This window comes from Nocardioides panacihumi (assembly GCF_039530925.1).
In the GTDB taxonomy this organism is placed as follows: domain Bacteria; phylum Actinomycetota; class Actinomycetes; order Propionibacteriales; family Nocardioidaceae; genus Nocardioides; species Nocardioides panacihumi.
Window position 1 is genome coordinate 308391 of sequence record NZ_BAAAPB010000001.1, and the last position, 19605, is coordinate 327995.

Sequence of the window (19605 nt, forward strand, 5' to 3'; positions counted from 1 at the left end):
CGCCTCAGCGCTGGCGCGGCTGGTAGTCCGGCGCGATCCTCTTGAAGGCCGCCTCCCGGGCGATCTTGGTGTTGGCGCCGAACAGCAGGAAGGCCTGCTCGATCCGCTCGCGGGCGAAGGTACGACGCGGGGAGCGGTGCCAGGTGTCGTTGAAGAGCCGCTTGGCGGCCGCGAGTGCGTCGGGCGAGCGCTCCGCGAGCTCGTGGGCGAACGCCGTGGCCGCTGCGACCGGGTCCGCGTCGGGCCCGGTGACCAGCTCGGTGACCAACCCGAGGTCGCGCGCCTGCTCGCCGGTGAGCATCTCGGCGGTCATCGTCAGCCGCTTGGCGGTGTCGATGCCCACCAGCTCGGAGAGCGCCTGGACACCCGACATGTCCGGGATGATCCCCCACTTGCCCTCGAGCACGGACCAGGTCGAGTCGGCGGTCGCGAACCGGAAGTCAGCGGCCAGGGCGATCTGCACGCCCCCGCCGAGGCAGTGTCCGTGGACGGCGGCGATCACGGGGACCGGGACGCGGCGCCAGGCCCAGCACGCCTCCTGGAACGTGTTGGTGCCGCGCCACGGCCGCGGCGTGAACGCCTTCGCCACCTGACCCGGCTTCTTGAGCACGGTCGCGAAGTCCAGGCCCGCGCAGAACGAGTCCCCCTCGCCGGCGATGACGACCGCGCGCAGGGTCTTGTCCCTGCGCAGCGCGCTCGCCGTCGCGACGAGCTCGTCGAGAAGGGGGAGCGTGAGCGCGTTGAGCTTGTCCGGACGGGCGAGCCGGACCTGGGCGATGCCGTCGGTGGTCGTGCAGGTGACGAGGGCCATGGGGGCAGGGTAGTTACTGCCGGTGGGGACGTACCTACTGGGGAGTAGCAAACGTCGGAAATCCGGCCCTCGCGCGCGAATGCTCCTGTTCACTTCGGTTGCGACCACCCGAGGCGTGGCACGATGCCTCGCATGGTTGACCCGCGCGCTGGAACACCCGCCACGGAGGCGGACCTCGTCGACGTCCCGCAGCTCGTGACGGCGTACTTCTCCCGGACGCCCGATCCTGACGACCCCGACCAGCAGGTCGTGTTCGGAACCTCGGGGCACCGCGGCTCCTCGCTGAGGACGGCGTTCAACGAGACCCACATCCTCGCGACGACGCAGGCGATCTGCGACTACCGCAAGAAGCAGGGGTACGACGGCCCGCTGTTCCTCGGTCGCGACCCCCACGCGCTCTCGGAGCCGGCGTACGTCTCGGCCCTGGAGGTGCTGATCGCCAACGACGTCACCGTGCTGGTGCAGGAGGGCTTCCAGCCGACCCCGGCGGTGTCACTGGCGATCATCACCGCGAACGAGGGCCGGACGACCGGCTCCGGCCTGGCCGACGGCATCGTCATCACGCCCTCGCACAACCCGCCCGGCGACGGCGGCTTCAAGTACAACCCGCCCCACGGCGGCCCGGCCGACTCCGACGCCACGGCCGCCATCGCCAAGCGCGCCAACAAGCTGATCCGCGGCGGTCTGAAGAAGGTGCTGCGGACGCCCTACGAGCGCGCCGTGCGCAAGGTCGGTCAGTACGACTTCCTGGGCGGGTACGTCGACGCGCTGCCCACGGTCGTGGACCTGGAGGGCATCCGACTCGCGGGCGTGCGGATCGGCGCGGACCCGCTCGGAGGGGCGTCCGTCGACTACTGGGGCCGGATCGCCGAGCAGCACCGGCTCGACCTGACCGTCGTGAACCCGGGCGTCGACCCGACCTGGCGCTTCATGACGCTCGACTGGGACGCGAAGATCCGGATGGACTGCTCCTCGCCGTACGCCATGGCGTCCCTCATCGCGCGGCGAGGCGACTACGACCTCGCCACCGGGAACGACGCCGACGCGGACCGGCACGGCATCGTCACCCCCGACGCCGGACTGATGAACCCCAACCACTTCCTGGCGGTCGCGATCGGCTACCTCTTCGGCCGGGGGCGCAGCTGGGCCCCCACGGCTCGGATCGGCAAGACGCTGGTGAGCAGCTCGATGATCGACAAGGTGGCGGCGTCGATCGGGCGGGAGCTCGTCGAGGTGCCGGTCGGGTTCAAGTGGTTCGTGCCCGGCCTGATCGACGGGTCGTTCGGGTTCGGTGGCGAGGAGAGCGCCGGGGCGTCGTTCCTGCGCCGCGACGCGTCGACATGGACCACTGACAAGGACGGCCTGGTCATGTGCCTGCTCGCCTCGGAGATCCTGGCGACGACCGGGAAGACGCCGTCGCAGCACTACGCCGAGCTCGTCGAGCAGTTCGGCGAGCCGGCGTACGAGCGGATCGACGCGGCCGCCACGCGCGAGGAGAAGGCGGCGCTCGCGAAGCTGTCGGCTGACGCCGTGGCTGCCACCGAGCTGGCCGGAGAGCCGATCACGGCGAAGCTCTCCGAGGCGCCCGGTAACGGTGCCGCGATCGGCGGGCTCAAGGTGACGACCGAGTCGGCATGGTTCGCCGCGCGGCCGTCCGGGACCGAGGACGTCTACAAGATCTACGCCGAGTCCTTCCGCGGCCCCGAGCACCTGGCGCAGGTGCAGGAGGAGGCCCGGGCGGTCGTCTCCGCCGCTCTGGGCGGCTGAGGGGTCGACCGCTCACCCACCGCCCGAACTGTCACGGTGATGGTTTGCGGCACGAGTGACAGTTGGCAAGTGTCACCCACCGCCCGAACTGTCACCGTGATGGTTTGCGGCACGGGTGACAGTTGGCAGCTGTCACCCACCGCCCGAACTGTCACCGTGACACTTTGGCGGTCCGGCGGCAGGCGGTCCGGCGGCAGGCGGTCGGGCGGTCCGGCGGTCCCGCGGCAGGCGGAGCGGCGTTCGAGAGGATCGATTGGCGGGCTATGCGAATAGCCCGAACGGACTATTCCGGCAGCGGGATGGGCAGGCGGACGGTAAAGCCAACTGCGCACCCTCCGGAGGACCACCCATGTCCCACACCTCGGCTGACCGTTCGTCCGCACCCCGACTCCGGCGCCGCGCGGGCAGCGCGACGGTCGCCCTGGTGCTCATCGGGGGGCTGAGCCTGGTCCCGAGCGCGGCGCAGGCCGCCAGCAGGCCGGACCTGCGCGTGACGGCACTCCAGCCGTCCGTCGTTCGGGTGCTGCGAGGCCGCTCGCTCTCGGTCGGCGTCACGGTGACGTCGGCCAAGGCCAGGGCCAAGGCGTCCCTGACGGACCTCTGGCTGTCCCGCGACGCGAGCCAGGACAGCCACGACCGGCGACTCGCCGCGCTGTCCACCCGGGTGCTGAAGGCGGGCGGGAGGCAGACCCTGCGCGCCACGGTGACGATCCCCGCGACGACGGCGACCGGCCGCTGGTACGTCGTCGCGTGCGCCGACGCGGCCAAGCGGATCCGCGAGAGCAACGAGCGCAACAACTGCCGGTCGGTTGCCCTGACCGTGGTCGCACCGACACCGCCGACGCCCACACCGCCGGCACCCGGCACGTTCCCGCAGCAGCCGAACCCGCTGACCGCCGGGCCGACGTACGCCGACATGACCACACCGCCGTCGTTGCCCTGGCTCTACGCCTACACCGGCAACGACCCGACCACCGGCACCGCCAGCGTCCTCGATGCGACCGGCCCGGACGGGACGACCTACCGGCTCGCCGTGCCGGCAGGCGCCGTCGCCGCGAGCACCAAGGTGACCATGAGTGCGCTGACCGGGCTCACCGGTCTCCCGACGGGTCTGGTCGCCGGCGTACGTCTCCAGCCGACCGGCCTCCGACTGCTCCAGGGCGCCACCCTCACCATCACCCCGCACACGTCCTTCGCGCCGGCGTCGGCGACCGGCTTCCGCTTCTACGACGGCGGGCAGGACCCGGGCATGTTCCCGCTGGTCAGCGACGCGGGCGGCGCGCTCGTCATGAACATCTCCGACCTGGCGACGTACGCCGTCGGGCAGTCGACCGCCGCCCAGCGAACCACGATGCTGGCCCATCCGCCCGTCCGTCCCGAGGGGCAGCTCCTGAACGTGATCGCACCCCTGACGCCGCCGGGCGCCGCCCCCGCCGGCGCCGCCCCCACCGGCGCGGACACGACGGCGGGCGTGAGCCGGATGGCGCTTGCGTCCACCACGTCGGACCTCACCCAGCTGGTGAGCGCCGCGGACAGCTACTTCGACCAGGTCGTGCGACCCGACCTGCAGCAGGCGACGACCGACGACGCCCTTGCACGCAAGGCCGTCAACGAGGGACTCGGCTGGGCTCACGAGCTCTCAGTCCTCGGCGACGGCGACGACCCGCGAGTGCAGGAGGTGATGAGCGCGCTGCTGAGCATCCTCGTCAACGCCTCGAACCAGGAGTACACCCGCTGCGTCGCGCAGCACAGCATCCCGGATCTCGGGCTGCTCCTCGCCAACGGGCGCGCCCTCGCGCTGCTGGGCGCACAGGCCGACAGCGACAACGCATGGCAGCACTACCTCGCCTGCGGGCGCTTCAAGCTCGACTTCAGCCTCGACGCGCACTCCGACCAGTACTACCCGGCCGGCGTCACCGGGGACACCGGCTACGACATGGCGCAGACCTGGCGGGCCCAGCCCGAGCAGTCGATCCTGCTGCTCGCGACGCCGTACGGCACCTTCAGCGGCACCGGCACGATCGGTCTCGCGAACAGCGGGTTCAAGCAGATCAACACGGTGCAGGGCTCCAGCTGCACGCTGACGACGACCACCACGCTGACCGGCGTCCACAGCGGCGTCACCGATGCGACGACGTCGAACCTCGGCCTCGACCTGTTCGCGAACGCGCTCTCGACCGGGCCCGGCGTCCCTGCGGCGGCGCCGGCTGACAGCACCTTCTCGCTGTCGCTCGGCGTCGGCGCGAACCCGACGATCGACGAGACCCGCACCAACTCGGGCTGCAGCTCCTCGAGCAGTCAGCTGAACGGCGACTCCTGGTCGCTCCTCGACCATCACTTCGCACTCACCGGCGGCGTGGTCAGCATCCCCCGGTCGACGCAGTCCGGGGCGACGATCTACTCGCTCAGCTCGACCTACGAGGCCGGGACCGGGGACGTGCACGGCGGGCACGACAAGGACGTCACCACGGTGACGGTCGTGCACGTGCCGCAGTGACCGCGGTGCTCAGCTGCGAGCGTCCCGGTTGCGGAGCGCGGTCCAGGCCAGCGTGACGAGGATGGCGCCGATGAGGGATCCGATGATCCCGCTGGCGTGCAGCGCGATGCCATCGCCGGAGAGCAGGCTGATCAGAAGTCCGCCGACGAACGAGCCGATCAGACCGGCGACGATGGCCATCGTCCAGTCGACCGGTCTCCCGTGACGCCCGAGGATCAGCTGCGCGGCCGCACCGATGAGCATCCCGAACAGGATGATGCCGAGGAGGAGCATGGTGCGAACCTAGGACGCCGTACGGCGGTGCACCCCGCCCGATACGGGTGAGGCTCCAGCCGGGCGGACCTCAGCCGGGTGAGCCTCAGCGCGCGGCGGCGCGCGCCTCGAGCTCCTTGAGCATCCGCAGGCGGTCCTTGCCCTTGGCCTTCACGATCTTGCCGATCAGGCGCAGCTGCGAGGGCAGGTTGCGCTTGGTGGTGGTCTCCCACCAACCGTTCGGGAAGGACAGTCGGACGGTCTTGTGCCAGGCGCTGTAGACCTGGGCCGGCATCGGCGCGGTGTGGTAGCGAAGGCCGTACTTCTCGAAGATCGCGCGGACGCGCGGCGCGACCTCGGCGTAGCGGTTCGACGGCAGGTCGGGCCAGATGTGGTGCTCGATCTGGTGCGACAGGTTGCCGCTCATGATGTGGATGGCCTTGGAGCCGGAGATGTTGGCCGAGCCGAGCATCTGGCGCAGGTACCAGTCGCCGCGGGTCTCGTTCTCCGGGAGCTCGTCGAGCTCGAAGGTCGCGACGCCCTCCGGGAAGTGGCCGCACATGATGACCGCGTGCGACCAGACGTTGCGGGCCGCGTTGGCGATCAGGTTCGCCGCGATGGTGGTCGCGAAGGACGGGCCGGACAGCAGCGGGTGGACGACGTAGTCCTTGGTCGCCTGCTTGCGGATCTTGTTCAGCGTGCCCTTGAGCTGACGCTTGAACTCCTCCGAGCGCTCCGGCTTCGGCACGCGGAGGTTGTCGCCGAGCTTCAGGTCGTACGCCGCGATGCCGTACTGGAAGAACATCATGTTGACGAAGTTCAGCGCGGGCTGGATGAGGCAGCGCGGGTTCCACGCCTGCTCCTCGTCGACGCGGACCAGGCCCCAGCCGAGGTCGTTGTCCATGCCCACGATGTTCGTGTAGGTGTGGTGCTCCTCGTTGTGGGACTTCTTCCAGCCCTCGGAGGTGGCGGCGTTGTCCCACTCCCACGTGGTCGAGTGGATCTTCGGGTCGCGCATCCAGTCCCACTGGCCGTGGAGGATGTTGTGGCCGATCTCCATGTTGTCGAGGATCTTGGCGACGCTCAGGCCGACGGTGCCCGCGATGAAGGCCGGCGGGAACATGCTGCCGAGCAGGACGGCGCGCGAGCCGAGCTCGAGGTAGCGCTGGGTCTTGATGACGCGACGGATGTATGCCGCGTCGCGCTCGCCGCGGGTCGCCATGACCTCGGCGCGGATCGCGTCGAGCTCGGCGCCGATCGCCTCGATGTCCTCACGGGTGAGGTGGGCGATCGCGCTGTCGGTGGTCTGGACGGTGGGTTCGTCGATGATGGTCATCTGAAACCTCTCAGTGGTCGATCACGCAGGCGCCGGCAGCGGCGCTGATGCAGGTCTGGATCTGGATCCCGTCGCTCTCGCCGGGGTTGGCGACGATCAGGTCGCCGTTGCGCAGGTCGCGCACGGCGCCCTCCTTGAGGGGAAGGACGCAGCCGAAGCAGATGCCCATCCGGCAGCCGCTCGGCATCAGGACGCCGGCGTCCTCGGCGGCGTCGAGGATCGGGGTCGCCGCGTCGGTCTCGATCTCCTGGCCGCCGGCCTCGAAGCGCACCGTGCCGCCGTCCCCGACGATGACGGTCGAGGCGCGGAACTGCTCGGTGAACAGCTGCAGGCCCCGCGCGTCGTGGTGCGCGGTCAGCGCGTCGAGCAGGCCCGCGGGCCCGCAGGCGTACGTCGACCGCTCGGCCAGGTCCGGCACCAGCTCGGAGAGCTGGTCGATGTCGATGAGACCGTGCTCGTCGTCGTACCTCGCCACGAGGTCGATCGCGCCGACCCGGTCGAGCTCCTCCAGGTTGCGGATGAAGATCGAGTCCGGGCGGCTCGGGGCGACGTGGACGCAGACGATGTCGAGCTCGCGCCCGAGGTGGACGACACCCTCGTCGGTGACCGGGAAGAGGTTGCGCAGCATCCCGATGACCGGCGTGACGCCCGAGCCCGCAGTGACGAAGAGGAGCTTGTGGCCGGTCAGGTCGGCCGGCAGCACGAACTCGCCCTGCGCCTGCTCGAGGTGGACGAGCGTGCCGGCCTTCGCCCGGTGCACGAGGTGGTTGCTGACCACGCCGCCGGGGACCGCCTTGACGGTGATCGAGATGAGGCCGTCGGGCCGCGGTCCGTGGGTGAGCGAGTAGGCACGCCACTGACGGACGCCGTCGACGTCGATGCCGATCCGGATGTACTGCCCCGGCACGTGGCCGGCCCAGTCGCGGCCCGGCTTGAGGACGACCGTCGCGGCGTCGCGGGTCTCGGCGTGGATCGACACGATGCGCGCGCGCAGGTCGCCGCCGGCGCGCAGCGGGTGGAACAGGTCGAGATAGTCGGCCGGCACCAGGGGCGTCACGGCCGCGGCGGCGATACGCTCGGCGCGAGCGGCGACCCGATCGCCGAGACGTGCCCAGCCGGCGGTCAGCCCACCGGTGGGGCGAGTCGGGAAAGCAGCGGCCGTCATACAGTCCATGATGACTGAGCGGTCGGCGTAAACTCATGTCTTACGCACGTGAATATCTGCGTCACATTTGTTCGCAGGAGACAAACATGACCCGACGATTCCCTCGCCGCAGCACCTCTCCGGCCATCACACTGTCCGCCGACATCGTTGACAGGCTGCACGGGCTGCTCCCGCGGGTCGGCGAGGACGTGGTCGCGGCGATCATCGCCGAGGTGCCGTCCTACCAGGACGCGCTCGCCGGGCCGATGGGCGGCACGATCCGCACGGCCGTCGGCGTCGCGCTCGGCGGCTTCCTGTCGATCGCTTCCGGACAGGGCGCCGAGTCGGTGCCGGCGACGCCCGAGGCGCTGGAGGGCGCCTACGAGCTGGGACGGGGCGAGGCGCGCAGCGGGCGTACGACGGAGGCGCTCCTCGCGGCGTACCGGATCGGTGCGCGCGTCGCGTGGCGCGAGCTCTCCTCCGAGGCGGTGGCCGCGGGGCTGCCGCCCGAGGCGCTCGTGGAGTTCGCGGCGCTCGTCTTCGCGTGGATCGACGAGGTGTCCGACGCGTCCGTGGCCGGGCACGGCGACGAGCTCGCGACGACCGGTCGCGTGCGGCAGCGACTGCTGGAGCGACTGGTGCGCCAGCTCCTCAACGGCGCCACCACCGAGGTGCTCGACGACGCGGTCGAGCGCGCCGGATGGCCGCCGCCCACGACCCTGACCGCGGCGCTGGTGCCACCGTCGCAGGTGAGCTCCGTGCTCGCCCTGGTCTCCCAGGACACGCTCGTCCTCGAGGACCAGTCCGCGGCCGACGACGCGACGCTGCTGTTCGTGCCGGACGCGCACGGTCACAGCCGGGCGGTGCTGCTGCGCACGGTCGAGGGCCGCGGCGCCGTGGTCGGGCCGGCCAAGCCGTGGCGTGAGGCGCGCACGTCGTACGACCGCGCCGTCCGGGTGCGCGAGGCCGGCTGGGGCGAGGACACGGAAGCGCACCTGGTGCCGCTGGTGCTCGGCGCCGACCCGGAGGCACGTGCCGACCTGCGGGCATCCGTGCTCGCGCCGCTCTCCGAGCTCCGCCCGGCCACCGCCGAGAAGCTCACCGAGACACTGCGCTGCTGGCTGCTCCACCACGGCCGGCGCGACGACGTCGCCGCCGCGCTGTTCGTGCATCCCCAGACCGTGCGCTACCGGATGGGGCAGCTGCGGGAGCTGTACGGCGATCTGCTCGACGATCCCGAGACGGTGCTGGCGCTGACGGTCGCGCTGGGGTAACCGTCTGTTCGATCAGGTAACCGTCAGTTCGCTACGCCACCTGACCGTTGCAAGGGTCAGGTGGCGTAGCGAACTGACGGTTACCTGATCGAACAGACGGTTACCCGAGGGTCAGGCGGCGGCCGTCTCGGCCTCGGCGTCGACCCCGGCGACCGCATCGGCAGAGGTGACCTTGAGGAGTACGCCTCCAGCGACCGCGGCGGCGAGGGCGAACAGCGCCCCCGCACCGAACGCGATCTGGAAGCCACCGGTCAGTGCATCGGCATGTCCGACGCCGGCGGCCGTCAGTGCGTCCGTGCGCCACGTCGCGACACTCGCCAGGACGGCGAGCCCGAGTGCGCCACCCATCGAGAAGGACGTGTTCGCCAACCCGGACGCCAGGCCGGCCTCCGCGGGTGCCGTGTCGCTCATGGCGACGATCAGCACCGGGTTGAGGGCGATCCCGGCGCCGATGCCGGTGAGCAGCATCGCGGGCAGGATGTCGACGACGTAGCCGCCATCGGCAGGCACCCGCGCCAGCAGTCCGAGACCGGCGGCGACCAGGGCCAGACCGGCCACGAGAGGCGGCTTCGGGCCGAAGCGGATGACCAGCTTGTCGGACCAGCGCAGCGAGCACACCGCCATGACCACCGAGGTCGGGAGGAACGCGAGGCCGACGGCGAGGGCGCCGTACTCGAGGACCTGCTGGAGGTAGAGCGAGGAGAGGAAGAAGGTCGCGAACATCGCCCCCGCCCACAGTGCGCCGACGACCTGCGCGACCACCAGGTTGCGCAGCCGGAAGAGGCGCAGCGGCACGAGCGGGTGGTCGCTGTGGGCCTCCCAGGCCACGAACACGGCGAGGAGGGCGAGTCCGCCGGCGACGTACGGGAGGCCGGCGCCGCCGGTGACGATGCCGTACACCAGCAGGACGAGCGCACCCGTGACCAGCACCGCACCGACGACGTCGAGCCGCGGGGCCGTCACCGCTGCCGGGCGCCGCGGGAGCACCCGGGAGCCGAGGAGCCACACGACGACGCCGATCGGGACGTTCACGAGGAAGACCCAGTGCCAGGTGAGGAAGCCGGTGAGGACTCCTCCGAGGAGTACGCCGAGCGCGCCGCCGCCCGACATGACGAACCCGTAGACCGCCATCGCCTTCGCGCGCTCGGCGGGGTCGTCGAACAGCCCCATGATGAGCGCCAGTGCGACCGCGGACACGGCCGCGCCGCCGAGGCCCTGCACCGCCCGGCCTGCGACCAGGAGGCCCGAGCTCGGCGCCAGTCCACAGGCGACGCTGGCCACCGTGAAGGCCACGACGGCGACCAGGAAGACGCGACGGTTGCCGAACACGTCGCCGAGTCGCCCGCCCAGCAGCAGGAAGCCGCCGAACGTCAGCATGTAGGCGTTCAGCACCCAGGCGAGCGCGGTCGGGCTGAAGCCGAGATCGCCCTGGATCGCCGGCAGCGCGACGTTCACGATGTTGGTGTCGAGGACGATCATCAGGTCGCCCAGGCAGAGCGTGTAGAGCGCGAGCCAGCGGGCCTGCTTGTCCCTCATCGGATGCTCCTCGTGGTCGGGTGCTGTCACCCACTCCACGAACGACACGCGCCGGATCCGACATCGCCGCCGTCCTCCGGGGGTAACTCAGTGTTCGCCGTGGTACACGCCCGCTGGGACGGCCGCCTACCTGGGCGAACGGTGAGTTACCCCCGGAGGCCTCGCCAGCCCCGGCCCCCGCAACTATCACCGTGACAGTTCGCGCGGTGGGTGATGGTTGCGAGCTATCACTCGTCGCGCCAACCATCACCGTGATAGTTGGGCGGCCGGGGCCGGCTCCGCTAGAGGCCCTGCCAGACCGGCTTGGCGGCGTACACCTCGCGGTAATAGTCCGCCCGCTGCAGCCGCGCCGCGGCGGCCTCGTCGAGGAGCACCGTCGCGTGCGGGTGCAGCTGCATCGCACTCGCCGGGCAGCTCGCGGAGACCGGTCCCTCGACGGCGGCGGCGATCGCATCCGCCTTGCCGGCGCCGGTCGCGATCATGACGAGGTGCCGCGCTTCCAGGATCGTGCCGAGGCCCTGCGTGAGCACGTGGACGGGCACCTCGCCGATCGACCCGAAGAATCGCGCGTTGTCGGCACGCGTCCTCGCGGTGAGCGTCTTGATCCGGGTGCGGCTGCCCAGCGACGAGCCCGGCTCGTTGAACGCCAGGTGGCCGTCCGAGCCGATGCCGAGCAGCTGCAGGTCGACACCGCCGGCACGCGCGATGAGCTGCTCGTAGCGCGCGCCCGCCGTGGGCAGCCCGGCCTCGGTCGGGTCAGGACCGTGCACCTGGTCGCGCGTCAGGCCGAGGGCGTCGGTCAGCTCGCGGCGGATCGTCGCCAGGTAGGTCTGCTCGTGGCCGGGCGGGAGGCCGACGTACTCGTCGAGGTTGAAGGTCCGCACCCCGTCGTACGCCGGCCCGGTGCCGTCGCGGTGGCGACGGACGAGCTCGGTGTAGATCGGCAGCGGGCTCGACCCCGTGGCCGTCCCGATGACGGCGTCCGCCTTGGCACGGACGAGTGCCTCGATCGCGTCGGCGGCGAGCGCGCCGGCCTCGGGGGCGGATGCGGTGATGACTACTTCCACGGCTGCCCCGAGAGATCGCGATCGACGTCTCGGACGCCACGGATCGACGTCTCGGACCGGACGGATCGACGTCTCGGCGTCATGGGCGCTGTCCGAGCAGGGCAGCACCGAGCGCGGCGACGGGGACCTCCGACGGCAGCACGCGCAGCCGGCCGGCGAGGTCGAGGGCGGCCAGGAACGGCGCCCGCGACGCCTGGTCGAGCAGCGCGGCGGCGATCGCGACCCGCAGCGGGTCGCCGAGCTGGGCGACGCCACCACCGAGCACGACGGTGTCGGGGTCGACCGTCAGGCAGAGCACCCGTACGGCGGCGGCGACTCCGGCCGCGAACCGGTCCCGCACGGCGATCGCCTTCGGGTCGCCGGCGGCCGCAGCCGCGAACAGCGCCTGCGCCGGGTAGTCGTCCGCCACCGGCCAGGCCGCGGCCAGCGCGGAGCCCGAGGCGACCGTCTCCAGGCAGCCGGTCTGCCCGCAGCTGCAGGCCAGGCCCTGCGGGTCGACCGGGATGTGCCCGACCTCCCCGGCCGCCCCGTGCACGCCGCGGTGAAGCCGGCCCTCGACGGCGAGGCCCGCCGCGAGCCCCGTGCCGATGGACAGGTAGACCAGGTCGCCGTGGCCCGTGTGGGCGACGGCGCCGAGCGTGGCCGCGTTGGCGTCGTTCTCCACCGTCACCGGGGTGCCGAGCTCGGCGCTGAGCAGGTCGCGCAGCGGCAGGCTGTCGCCGGTGAGCCCCAGGTTGACGGCATGGCGTACGACGCCCTGCTCGGCGTCGACGAGTCCGGGGATGCCGACGCCGACCGGGACGGCGAGCGGCTCGCCCGTCACGGCACGGAGCTCGGCGACGACGGCGGCCGCCGTACGGATCACTCCGGCGGGGCCGGCATCGGTCGGACGGCGTACCTCCGCCACGATCCGGCCCGTCCCGTCGACCGCGAGTCCCAGCGTCTTGGTCCCCCCGATGTCGAGCCCGACGCTCGTCACGCTCACCGGTCCCACCCAGCCTTCCTCAGCAGCTCCGTGACGGCCTCGACTCCCGGACGGGAGCAGCCGCGTGTGCAGATCCTCGCGAACTCTCGCTGACGCGTACCCGGCCAGCCCCACTCGATCACCACAGGCGTGACCCCCGACTCGGCCAGCCGGTCGAGCGTGGCGACGACCTCGGGCCGGCGATGGGCGTCGCGGACCTGGACGATGACCGGGCCGGCGGCGTACGCCGGCTGCTCGCCTGGCCTGACCACGACGTCCGGCGTCAGACCCCACGGCACGTCGCCGACGGCGATGTTGGCCTCGGTGCCGATGCTGAGCACGGGCGCGCCGGCGAGGTCCGGCAGGTCGCCCTCGACGAGCAGCACCCGGGCGGCCGCCTCGCGCAGCGGGACGTCATACGAGTGGGGTGCCAGGGCGACCGGCTCGTATGACGTCCGGAGGGAGGCGACGCGGGCCGCGGCATCCTCGAGCCGGGTGCGCGGCAGGCGACCCCCGTCGACGGCGGCGACGATCGCGGCCTGGATCTCGCGCACCAGCGACGCCGGCTTGTCCGGGCCGATGCACAGGAGGTCGGCGCCGGCCGCGAGCGACAGCACTGCCGCCTCGGGGATGCCGCGCGACGCCGAGGCGCCGGCCATGTCGAGCGCGTCCGAGACGATGACGCCGTCGAAGCCCAGCTCGCCGCGCAGCAGGCCGAGGACCGCGGGCGACAGGGTGGCGGGCAGTGCCGCGTCAAGGGCCGGTACGACGATGTGCGACGTCATCACGGCGCGCGTCCCGGCCGCGACGGCCGCCGCGAAGGGCAGCAGCTCGCGCCACCGCAGGGTGGCGAGCGGTACGTCGAGCACGGGCAGCGCGAGGTGGCTGTCCTCGGCGGTGTCGCCGTGGCCGGGGAAGTGCTTCACGCACGCCGCGACGCCGGTGTCCTGGACCCCGTGCACCCACGCGGCGACGTGCGCGGCGGCGACACCGGGGTCGGAGCCGAACGAGCGGGTGCCGATCACCGGGTTGTCGGGCTGGGAGTTGACGTCCGCGACGGGACCCAGGTCGAGGTCGATGCCGGCCGCGGCCAGGTCGGCGCCGACGAGCCGGCCCACCCCGCGCGTGAGCAGCAGGTCGTGGGCGGCGCCGAGGGCGGCCGGCCCGAGCACCGGCGACCCGGTGAGCGCGTGCAGGCGGGTCACGTCGCCACCCTCCTCGTCGGTGGCGACGAGGCAGGCCGGGTTGGCGGCGTGGATCGCATCGGTCAGGCCCCGGACGCCGGAGCCGTCGCCGATGTTGGACCCGAAGAGGCAGATGCCGCCGAGCCCCTCGTGCAGCAGCTGCGCCCAGTCGTCGGGCAGCACCGGCCCCTCGAAGGACGGCATCAGCACCCGGAGGGCGAGCGATTGACTGTTCGGACCGGACGGATCGACGTCTCGGGCCGGATGGATCGACGTCTCGGCGGTCATCCCTTCACCGCTCCCGAGGTCAGGCCGGACACCATCCGGCCCTGCACGATGAGGAAGAAGACGATGACGGGCACCGCGATGACGGTCGACGCGGCCAGGACGGCGCCCCAGTCGACGCCCCGCTGCGAGTCGGTGAAGACGGACAGCCAGACCGGGAGGGTCTGCTTCGACTCGCGCGTCATCACGACGACGGCGAGGGTGAACTCGTTCCACGCCTGCAGGAAGCCGAAGACGCCGGTGGCGACCAGCCCGGGCGCGAGCAGCGGGAACGTGACCCGGAAGAACGCCTGCACCCGCGAGCAGCCGTCGATCATGGCGGCCTCCTCCAGCTCGTAGGGCACCCCGGCGACGAATCCGCGCAGCGTCCAGATCGTGAAGGGCAGCACGCTGGCGACGTACACGATGGTGAGGCCTGCGACCGTGTTGAGGAGGCCGAAGCCCTCGAGCATCTTGTACTGGGAGATGAACAGGCCCTCGACCGGGATCATCTGGATGACCAGCAGGGCCAGGATGAACGACATCCGGCCGCGGAACCGGAAGCGGGTCACCGCCACCGCCGCGAGGAACGCGAAGACCAGCGAGATGGCGACCGTGGCCAGAGAGACCATCAGGGACATCGAGAGGGCGTCCCAGATCCGGCCCCCGGAGAGCACCCGGCGGTAGTTGTCGAGCGTGCCACCGAAGGGCACCCACGTCGGGTCGGGGTTGCGGATCTTGTTGCGCGGCAGGAAGGAGTTGTTGACCATCCAGTAGACCGGGAACGCACAGATCAGGAAGATCCCGATGCCGGCGATGTTGGCGCCCCACCGGGCGGCGGGGCTGACACGACGAGACACGCCTAGTCCTCCCTTTCCTGCTTGAGCATGACGCGGACGTACGGCGCGGTCATCACGATCGCGAGCGCGAGCATGAACATCGCGGCCGCCGCGGCCAGACCGAAGTGGCCGCCGCCGACGCCCTGGCGGTAGATGAAGGTGCCGAGCAGGTTGGTCTGCCGGGTGACCCCGCCCGCCTTCTGGAGGTTGTAGATCTGGGTGAACACGCGCAGGTCCCAGATGATCTGCAGCAGCAGGACGACGTAGAGCACGGGCCGGATCGTCGGGAGCACGATGTGGCGGAAGCGCTGCAGGGCCGCGGCGCCGTCGAGCTCGCTGGACTCGATGAGCTCCTCGGGCACCTGGGTGAGGGCGGCGTACATCGTGAACGCGACGAACGGGACGCTCATCCACACGACGATCACGGTCGCGACGCCGAAGAACGACGTCTGGTGGAGCAGCCACGGGTGGTTGTCGAAGTCGAGGCCGAGGTGGGTGAGCAGCCAGTTGATGATGCCGTACTGGGTGTCGAACAGGAACTCCCACACCGTCATCGACGCCACCACGGGCATCGCCCAGGCGAGCAGCAGGCCGACCTGGACCGTGACCCGGATGACCTTCGACATCAGGGTCATGAGGAGCGCAGCGGCGAGGCCGATGAAGGCGGTGAGCCCGGCGTTGACCAGGCAGAAGACGACGGAGCGGAGGACGACCTTCCAGAGGTAGGGGTCCTGGACGAGCTCGCGGTAGTTGTCCAGCCCGACCCACTCGGGCGGGCGACCGAACTGCTGGGCGAGACCGAAGTCCTGGAAGGACAGCACGACCTGCCGCACGAGCGGGTAGCCGAGGGCGAGGGTCAGGGCGACCGTCGCGGGGACGAGCAGGCCGTACGGCAGCGGGGACCGCCGGCGAACGGGTCGCGGCTCGGGGTCTGTGCCCACCGGCGCACTCCTCTCCGCGCTCGGGAGTTCCTCGATGGTGATCATGGCGCTTCCAGGGTTCGGTTTCGTGTACGTCGGCTGTTGTGTGGGGTGTACGTCGGGCATGGCACGGCCGGGGCGACGGCGAATCGCGCGCCCCGGCCGTGTCACTGCTGGGCGCTAGGCCCGGTCGATCACTTGTTGAGGACCTCGGCGATGTGCTGGTCCGCCTTGTCGGCGAGGGACTTGGTGTCCCCTCCCTGCGCGATCTGGGAGAACAGGTCCTCGAGGGTGCGGTCACCCTCGATGAGCGCCCAGTTGGCGGCCGCCGGGGTCAGCTTGGCGTTGCTGGCCGCGGCGATGGTGGCCTGCGCGTACTCGTCCGTGCCGAGCTTGGAGGCGAGCGAGTTCTTCGCCGGCGTGAGGCCGTGCTGGGCGAGGATCGTCTGGTAGTCGTCGCTCAGCATCAGGGCGAGGGCCTTCTTGGCGAGGGCCTGGTTCTTCGACTTGGCCGAGATGCCGAGGTCGGACCCGCCGAGCAGGACCGGGGCCGGGTGGCCGTCGGCGCCGGGGAGCGGGAAGACGCCGAGGTTCTTGGCGAGGTCGGGGCACCCGGTCTTGGGGTCCTCGAGCATGCCCTTGACCCAGCCGGGACGGACCATCATGCCGATCTCACCGGCGCAGAACGGCGTGACCGGGTCGGCCTCGGTCGCGTCGGCGGGGGCGCCGCTGGCCTCCTTGAAGATCTTCTGAACGGTCGCCAGGCCCTGCTGCGACTCGGCGGAGGCCAGGTCGCCCTTCCAGTCGCCGCCGTCGGGGACCGCGAAGTCGCCGCCGGCGTTCCACAGGAACGCCGCGCCGTCGCGCCAGTCCTGGCCCGGGAGCCAGAAGCCGGAGAAGTTCTTCGGGGTGGGGTTGGCCTTCTTCAGCTTGATCGCGTCGGCGACGAAGTCGTCCGTCGTCGTCGGGACGGCGGTGATCCCGGCCTTCTGGAAGAGGTCCTTGCGGTAGAAGACGTAGGTCGAGCCGGCGTAGTAGGGGACGGCGAAGGTCTTGCCATCGATCGTGGCCGCGTCCACGAAGCCCTTGAGCAGGTCGTCGCCGCCGAGGTCGGTGAGGTCGCCGGTCAGGTCGCTGAAGGCACCCGCGGTGGTGAACGTCGGGGCCTGGGTGTTGCCGACCTCGACGACGTCGGGCGTCTCCTTGTCGCTGGTCAGGGCGGTGGTCAGCTTCTCGACGAGGCCGTCCCACTCCTGCTGCTCGATCGTCAGCGTGGAGCCGGGGTTCTGCTCCTCGAAGGTCTTCTTCAGCCAGGCGCGGGCGTCGTCCGGGGTGTCGGCCCCGTTGAGCCAGACGCGGATGTCGGCGGTCTTCTTGCCGCTGTCAGCGCTGCTGTTGCTCTTGTTGTCGCTGCTGCCGCACGCACTGAGGGCGAGCATCGCCCCGACCGCTGCGACCGCGAGTGTCTTCTTCATGCGCACCGCAGTGTTCCTCTCGTTCATTCGGGTGTTACGGGGGTGATGTGGCTGCGCGCTCATGACACGCCCAGCTCTCCGGCGAGGACGAGGACGGCCGCACCGGCCAGCACCACGTCGTCGCCGAGGGTCGAGGTGCGGACGACCAGGTGGTCGCCGCTGACGGGCATCGTGCGTGCCCGGATCGTGGCGTCGGCGGCCTCGCGCAGCGTGCCGTCGAGCAGCTCGGCGGGGCCGGCGAGGACGACCTCGTGCAGGTTGAGGGTGCCGACGACGGGGGCGAGCACGGCGCCCAACTGCTCGCCGACCCGGCGCAGAGCGTCGCCGTCCTCGGCCATCGCCTGCCGCAGCCGCGGGACCGCGAGCAGCGTCTCCAGGCAGCCCACCCGGCCGCAGGCGCAGCGCTCGCCGTCAGGGTCGACGACGACGTGGCCGATCTCGCCGGCGGCCGCCTGGTGACCGTGCAGCAACGCTCCGCCGAGGACCAGCCCGGCACCGACACCGATGCCGACCCGGAGCAGCATGAGGCCGCCGTCCGTGTCGCCCTCACCGAAGGTGTGCTCCCCCAGCACGGCCGTGTTGGCGTCGTTGGCGACGTAGACCGGCAGGTTCAGCGCCTGCTTGAGGCCGTCGGCGAGAGGCTGCTCGGACCAGCCCAGGTTGGGGGCGTCGATGACGGTGCCGAAGGCGTCGACGACACCCGGGCTGCCCACACCGACCCCGAGGATGGGCCGGTCGGTGAGCTCGATCAGCTCGGCGGCGAGCCGGTGGAGCAGGTCGACCGCGTCCTGGCCCTTCGCGCCGGCCAGGGGCACCTCGTGACGGGCCTTGACCTCGCCCGCCAGGTTGAGGATCGCGCCCGACATGCGGTCGGCCGGGCTGAGGTCGACGGCGACGATGTGGGTCGCGTCGGCGACGAGGCCGACCAGCGTCGGCGGCTTGCCGACACGGGTCTCCGCCGGGGCACCGAGGTCCTCGAGAAGCCCTTCGCTCGCCAGCTCGGCGACCAGGTCGGAGACGGTCACCCGGGTCAGACCGGTGCTGCGCGCGAGGTCGGCGCGGCTCGCCGGACCGCCGCGGAACAGCTCCTGGAGCAGCAGCGCGCGGTGGTGGCGACGGGCATCCTCCTGGAGGAGCTTGCCGCGGGGTCGGAGGGGGCGGCCGACCGAGGGGGACGAGGACATGTTTGTTAGTTCAGCGGATTAACTAATCCCCGTCAAGGATCTGGTCGGTAAAATGTGTGAGCCAGGACTCAGACGTGCAGCGCGGGATCGTCCGGCGGCGCCAGCGTGAGGATGGCGTCCTCGATGAGGTCGTCGGTCTCGATGTCGGCCTCGACCTGTCGCAGCCGCACGGCGAGATGGGACTCCTTGTCGTCGCCGACCAGGTCGACGGCCGCCACCACGAAGAGCCGCGCCGGGCCGACGTACTCGACGTGGAGGTAGGTGATCCGCTCGATCTCGGGGTGGTCGAGCATGCGGCCGAGCACCTGCGCGCGGAGTCCGGGGCTGAGGGCCTCCCCCAGGAGGTACTCCATGTTGCGGCGCATCAGGAACACCGCCACCACGGCGAGCAGGACGCCGATGGCGATGGAGGCGATGGCGTCGTACGCCGGGTTGCCGGTGACCTGGTGCAGCGCGATGCCGACCGTGGCCAGCACGATGCCGATGAGGGCGGCCAGGTCCTCGAGGAACACCGCCCGGACCGTCGGGTTGGAGGTGCGGTCGACGTAGCGCAGCGGGTGCAGGTCGAGGCGCCGGGCGGCGCCGCGGACCTGGCGGGTGGCCTGGATGAAGGACGTGCCCTCGAGCAGGAGGGAGATGCCGAGGACGACGTAGTTGACGATGAACGTCGTCGACCCCTCGCGCGGCTCGTGGAGCAGGTCCGTGACGCCGTGCCAGATCGACACCATCGCGCCGGCGGAGAAGAGGCCGAACGCGGCGACGAGCGACCAGATGTACGTCGACCGGCCGTAGCCGCGCGGATGCTCGTCGTCCCTCGGGCGGGCGCCCTTCCGCTCGGCGACCAGGAGGAACACCTCGTTGCCGGTGTCCGCCCACGAGTGGGCGGCCTCGGCGACCATCGCCGCAGAACCGGTCAGCCCGGCCGCGACCGACTTGGCGAGCGCCAGCAGTCCGTTCGCGACGAGTGCGACCACGACGGTGAGGAGCGACTCGCCCCCACCCGAGCTCTCCTTCTCCTGGCTGCTCACGTCCGACCCGTATCCGTCGGGGTCGGGGGGTAACCGTCCTTTCGCAGGGGTAACCGTCAGTTC

The 19605-nt window shown here is 71.3% G+C and carries 16 protein-coding genes; 3 read left to right on the forward strand and 13 right to left on the reverse strand.

The annotated features are described in order from the left end of the window. Positions 1–4 precede the first annotated feature (4 nt). Positions 5–811, reverse strand: a complete 807-nt coding sequence (locus ABD205_RS01510; RefSeq protein ID WP_344041681.1) for a crotonase/enoyl-CoA hydratase family protein — start codon at positions 809–811, stop codon at positions 5–7. A 132-nt stretch (positions 812–943) separates the two neighbouring features. Between ABD205_RS01510 and pgm the strand changes: the two genes are divergently transcribed. Both pgm and ABD205_RS01520 read left to right on the forward strand, forming a co-directional pair. Beyond that, entirely contained in the window at positions 944–2578 is a 1635-nt protein-coding gene (gene pgm, locus ABD205_RS01515; protein ID WP_344041682.1) for a phosphoglucomutase (alpha-D-glucose-1,6-bisphosphate-dependent), read from the forward strand. A 349-nt stretch (positions 2579–2927) separates the two neighbouring features. After that, positions 2928–5075, forward strand: a complete 2148-nt coding sequence (locus ABD205_RS01520; protein WP_344041684.1) for a CARDB domain-containing protein — start codon at positions 2928–2930, stop codon at positions 5073–5075. Positions 5076–5084: 9 nt separating this feature from the next. Here the strand turns inward: ABD205_RS01520 and ABD205_RS01525 are convergent, their stop codons facing one another. The 3 genes from ABD205_RS01525 to ABD205_RS01535 all read right to left on the reverse strand — a co-directional run bounded on the left by ABD205_RS01525 (position 5085) and on the right by ABD205_RS01535 (position 7828). Next, positions 5085–5348, reverse strand: a complete 264-nt coding sequence (locus tag ABD205_RS01525) for a GlsB/YeaQ/YmgE family stress response membrane protein (protein WP_344041686.1) — start codon at positions 5346–5348, stop codon at positions 5085–5087. A gap of 85 nt (positions 5349–5433) precedes the next feature. Next, the gene (locus tag ABD205_RS01530; RefSeq protein ID WP_344041688.1) at positions 5434–6663 is read right to left on the reverse strand and encodes a fatty acid desaturase family protein; all 1230 of its coding nucleotides are present in this window, start codon (positions 6661–6663) and stop codon (positions 5434–5436) included. A 10-nt stretch (positions 6664–6673) separates the two neighbouring features. After that, complete coding sequence (locus ABD205_RS01535) at positions 6674–7828, reverse strand: ferredoxin reductase (RefSeq protein ID WP_344041690.1); 1155 nt, start codon at positions 7826–7828, stop codon at positions 6674–6676. 86 nt (positions 7829–7914) lie between these two features. Here ABD205_RS01535 and ABD205_RS01540 point away from each other — a divergent pair, with 86 nt between their 5' ends. Then, positions 7915–9081, forward strand: a complete 1167-nt coding sequence (locus ABD205_RS01540) for a PucR family transcriptional regulator (RefSeq protein ID WP_344041692.1) — start codon at positions 7915–7917, stop codon at positions 9079–9081. Positions 9082–9192: 111 nt separating this feature from the next. Here ABD205_RS01540 and ABD205_RS01545 read toward each other — a convergent pair whose 3' ends face one another. The 9 genes from ABD205_RS01545 to ABD205_RS01585 form a co-directional block, all read right to left on the reverse strand. Beyond that, positions 9193–10617 (reverse strand): DHA2 family efflux MFS transporter permease subunit, encoded by a 1425-nt coding sequence (locus tag ABD205_RS01545; protein WP_344041694.1) that lies wholly within the window; start codon positions 10615–10617, stop codon positions 9193–9195. Positions 10618–10898: 281 nt separating this feature from the next. Then, positions 10899–11684 (reverse strand): glucosamine-6-phosphate deaminase, encoded by a 786-nt coding sequence (locus ABD205_RS01550; protein WP_344041696.1) that lies wholly within the window; start codon positions 11682–11684, stop codon positions 10899–10901. A gap of 79 nt (positions 11685–11763) precedes the next feature. Continuing rightward, positions 11764–12669, reverse strand: a complete 906-nt coding sequence (locus ABD205_RS01555) for an ROK family protein (protein ID WP_344041698.1) — start codon at positions 12667–12669, stop codon at positions 11764–11766. Then, positions 12666–14120, reverse strand: a complete 1455-nt coding sequence (locus tag ABD205_RS01560; protein ID WP_344041700.1) for a glycoside hydrolase family 3 N-terminal domain-containing protein — start codon at positions 14118–14120, stop codon at positions 12666–12668. The genes ABD205_RS01555 and ABD205_RS01560 overlap by 4 nt, the downstream gene beginning before the upstream one ends. Then, a complete protein-coding gene (locus tag ABD205_RS01565) occupies positions 14117–14956 on the reverse strand; it encodes a carbohydrate ABC transporter permease (RefSeq protein ID WP_344041702.1) in 840 nt (279 codons plus the stop codon). The genes ABD205_RS01560 and ABD205_RS01565 overlap by 4 nt, the downstream gene beginning before the upstream one ends. A gap of 2 nt (positions 14957–14958) precedes the next feature. Further along, positions 14959–15876: a carbohydrate ABC transporter permease gene (locus tag ABD205_RS01570; protein ID WP_344041704.1), complete on the reverse strand. Its 918-nt coding sequence runs from the start codon at positions 15874–15876 to the stop codon at positions 14959–14961. A gap of 173 nt (positions 15877–16049) precedes the next feature. Further along, entirely contained in the window at positions 16050–17330 is a 1281-nt protein-coding gene (locus ABD205_RS01575) for an extracellular solute-binding protein (protein WP_344041706.1), read from the reverse strand. A gap of 59 nt (positions 17331–17389) precedes the next feature. Further along, a complete protein-coding gene (locus ABD205_RS01580; RefSeq protein WP_344041708.1) occupies positions 17390–18514 on the reverse strand; it encodes an ROK family protein in 1125 nt (374 codons plus the stop codon). 68 nt (positions 18515–18582) lie between these two features. Beyond that, entirely contained in the window at positions 18583–19542 is a 960-nt protein-coding gene (locus ABD205_RS01585; RefSeq protein WP_344041710.1) for a cation diffusion facilitator family transporter, read from the reverse strand. Positions 19543–19605: the final 63 nt, after the last annotated feature.

Bases quoted from the DNA above. Each gene is read 5' to 3' on its own strand.
- ABD205_RS01510 (WP_344041681.1), bottom strand. From the start codon at position 811: ATGGCCCTCGTCACCTGCACGACCACCGACGGCATCGCCCAGGTCCGG.
- pgm (WP_344041682.1), top strand. From the start codon at position 944: ATGGTTGACCCGCGCGCTGGAACACCCGCCACGGAGGCGGACCTCGTC.
- ABD205_RS01520 (WP_344041684.1), top strand. From the start codon at position 2,928: ATGTCCCACACCTCGGCTGACCGTTCGTCCGCACCCCGACTCCGGCGC.
- ABD205_RS01525 (WP_344041686.1), bottom strand. From the start codon at position 5,348: ATGCTCCTCCTCGGCATCATCCTGTTCGGGATGCTCATCGGTGCGGCC.
- ABD205_RS01530 (WP_344041688.1), bottom strand. From the start codon at position 6,663: ATGACCATCATCGACGAACCCACCGTCCAGACCACCGACAGCGCGATC.
- ABD205_RS01535 (WP_344041690.1), bottom strand. From the start codon at position 7,828: ATGACGGCCGCTGCTTTCCCGACTCGCCCCACCGGTGGGCTGACCGCC.
- ABD205_RS01540 (WP_344041692.1), top strand. From the start codon at position 7,915: ATGACCCGACGATTCCCTCGCCGCAGCACCTCTCCGGCCATCACACTG.
- ABD205_RS01545 (WP_344041694.1), bottom strand. From the start codon at position 10,617: ATGAGGGACAAGCAGGCCCGCTGGCTCGCGCTCTACACGCTCTGCCTG.
- ABD205_RS01560 (WP_344041700.1), bottom strand. From the start codon at position 14,120: ATGACCGCCGAGACGTCGATCCATCCGGCCCGAGACGTCGATCCGTCC.
- ABD205_RS01575 (WP_344041706.1), bottom strand. From the start codon at position 17,330: ATGAAGAAGACACTCGCGGTCGCAGCGGTCGGGGCGATGCTCGCCCTC.
- ABD205_RS01580 (WP_344041708.1), bottom strand. From the start codon at position 18,514: ATGTCCTCGTCCCCCTCGGTCGGCCGCCCCCTCCGACCCCGCGGCAAG.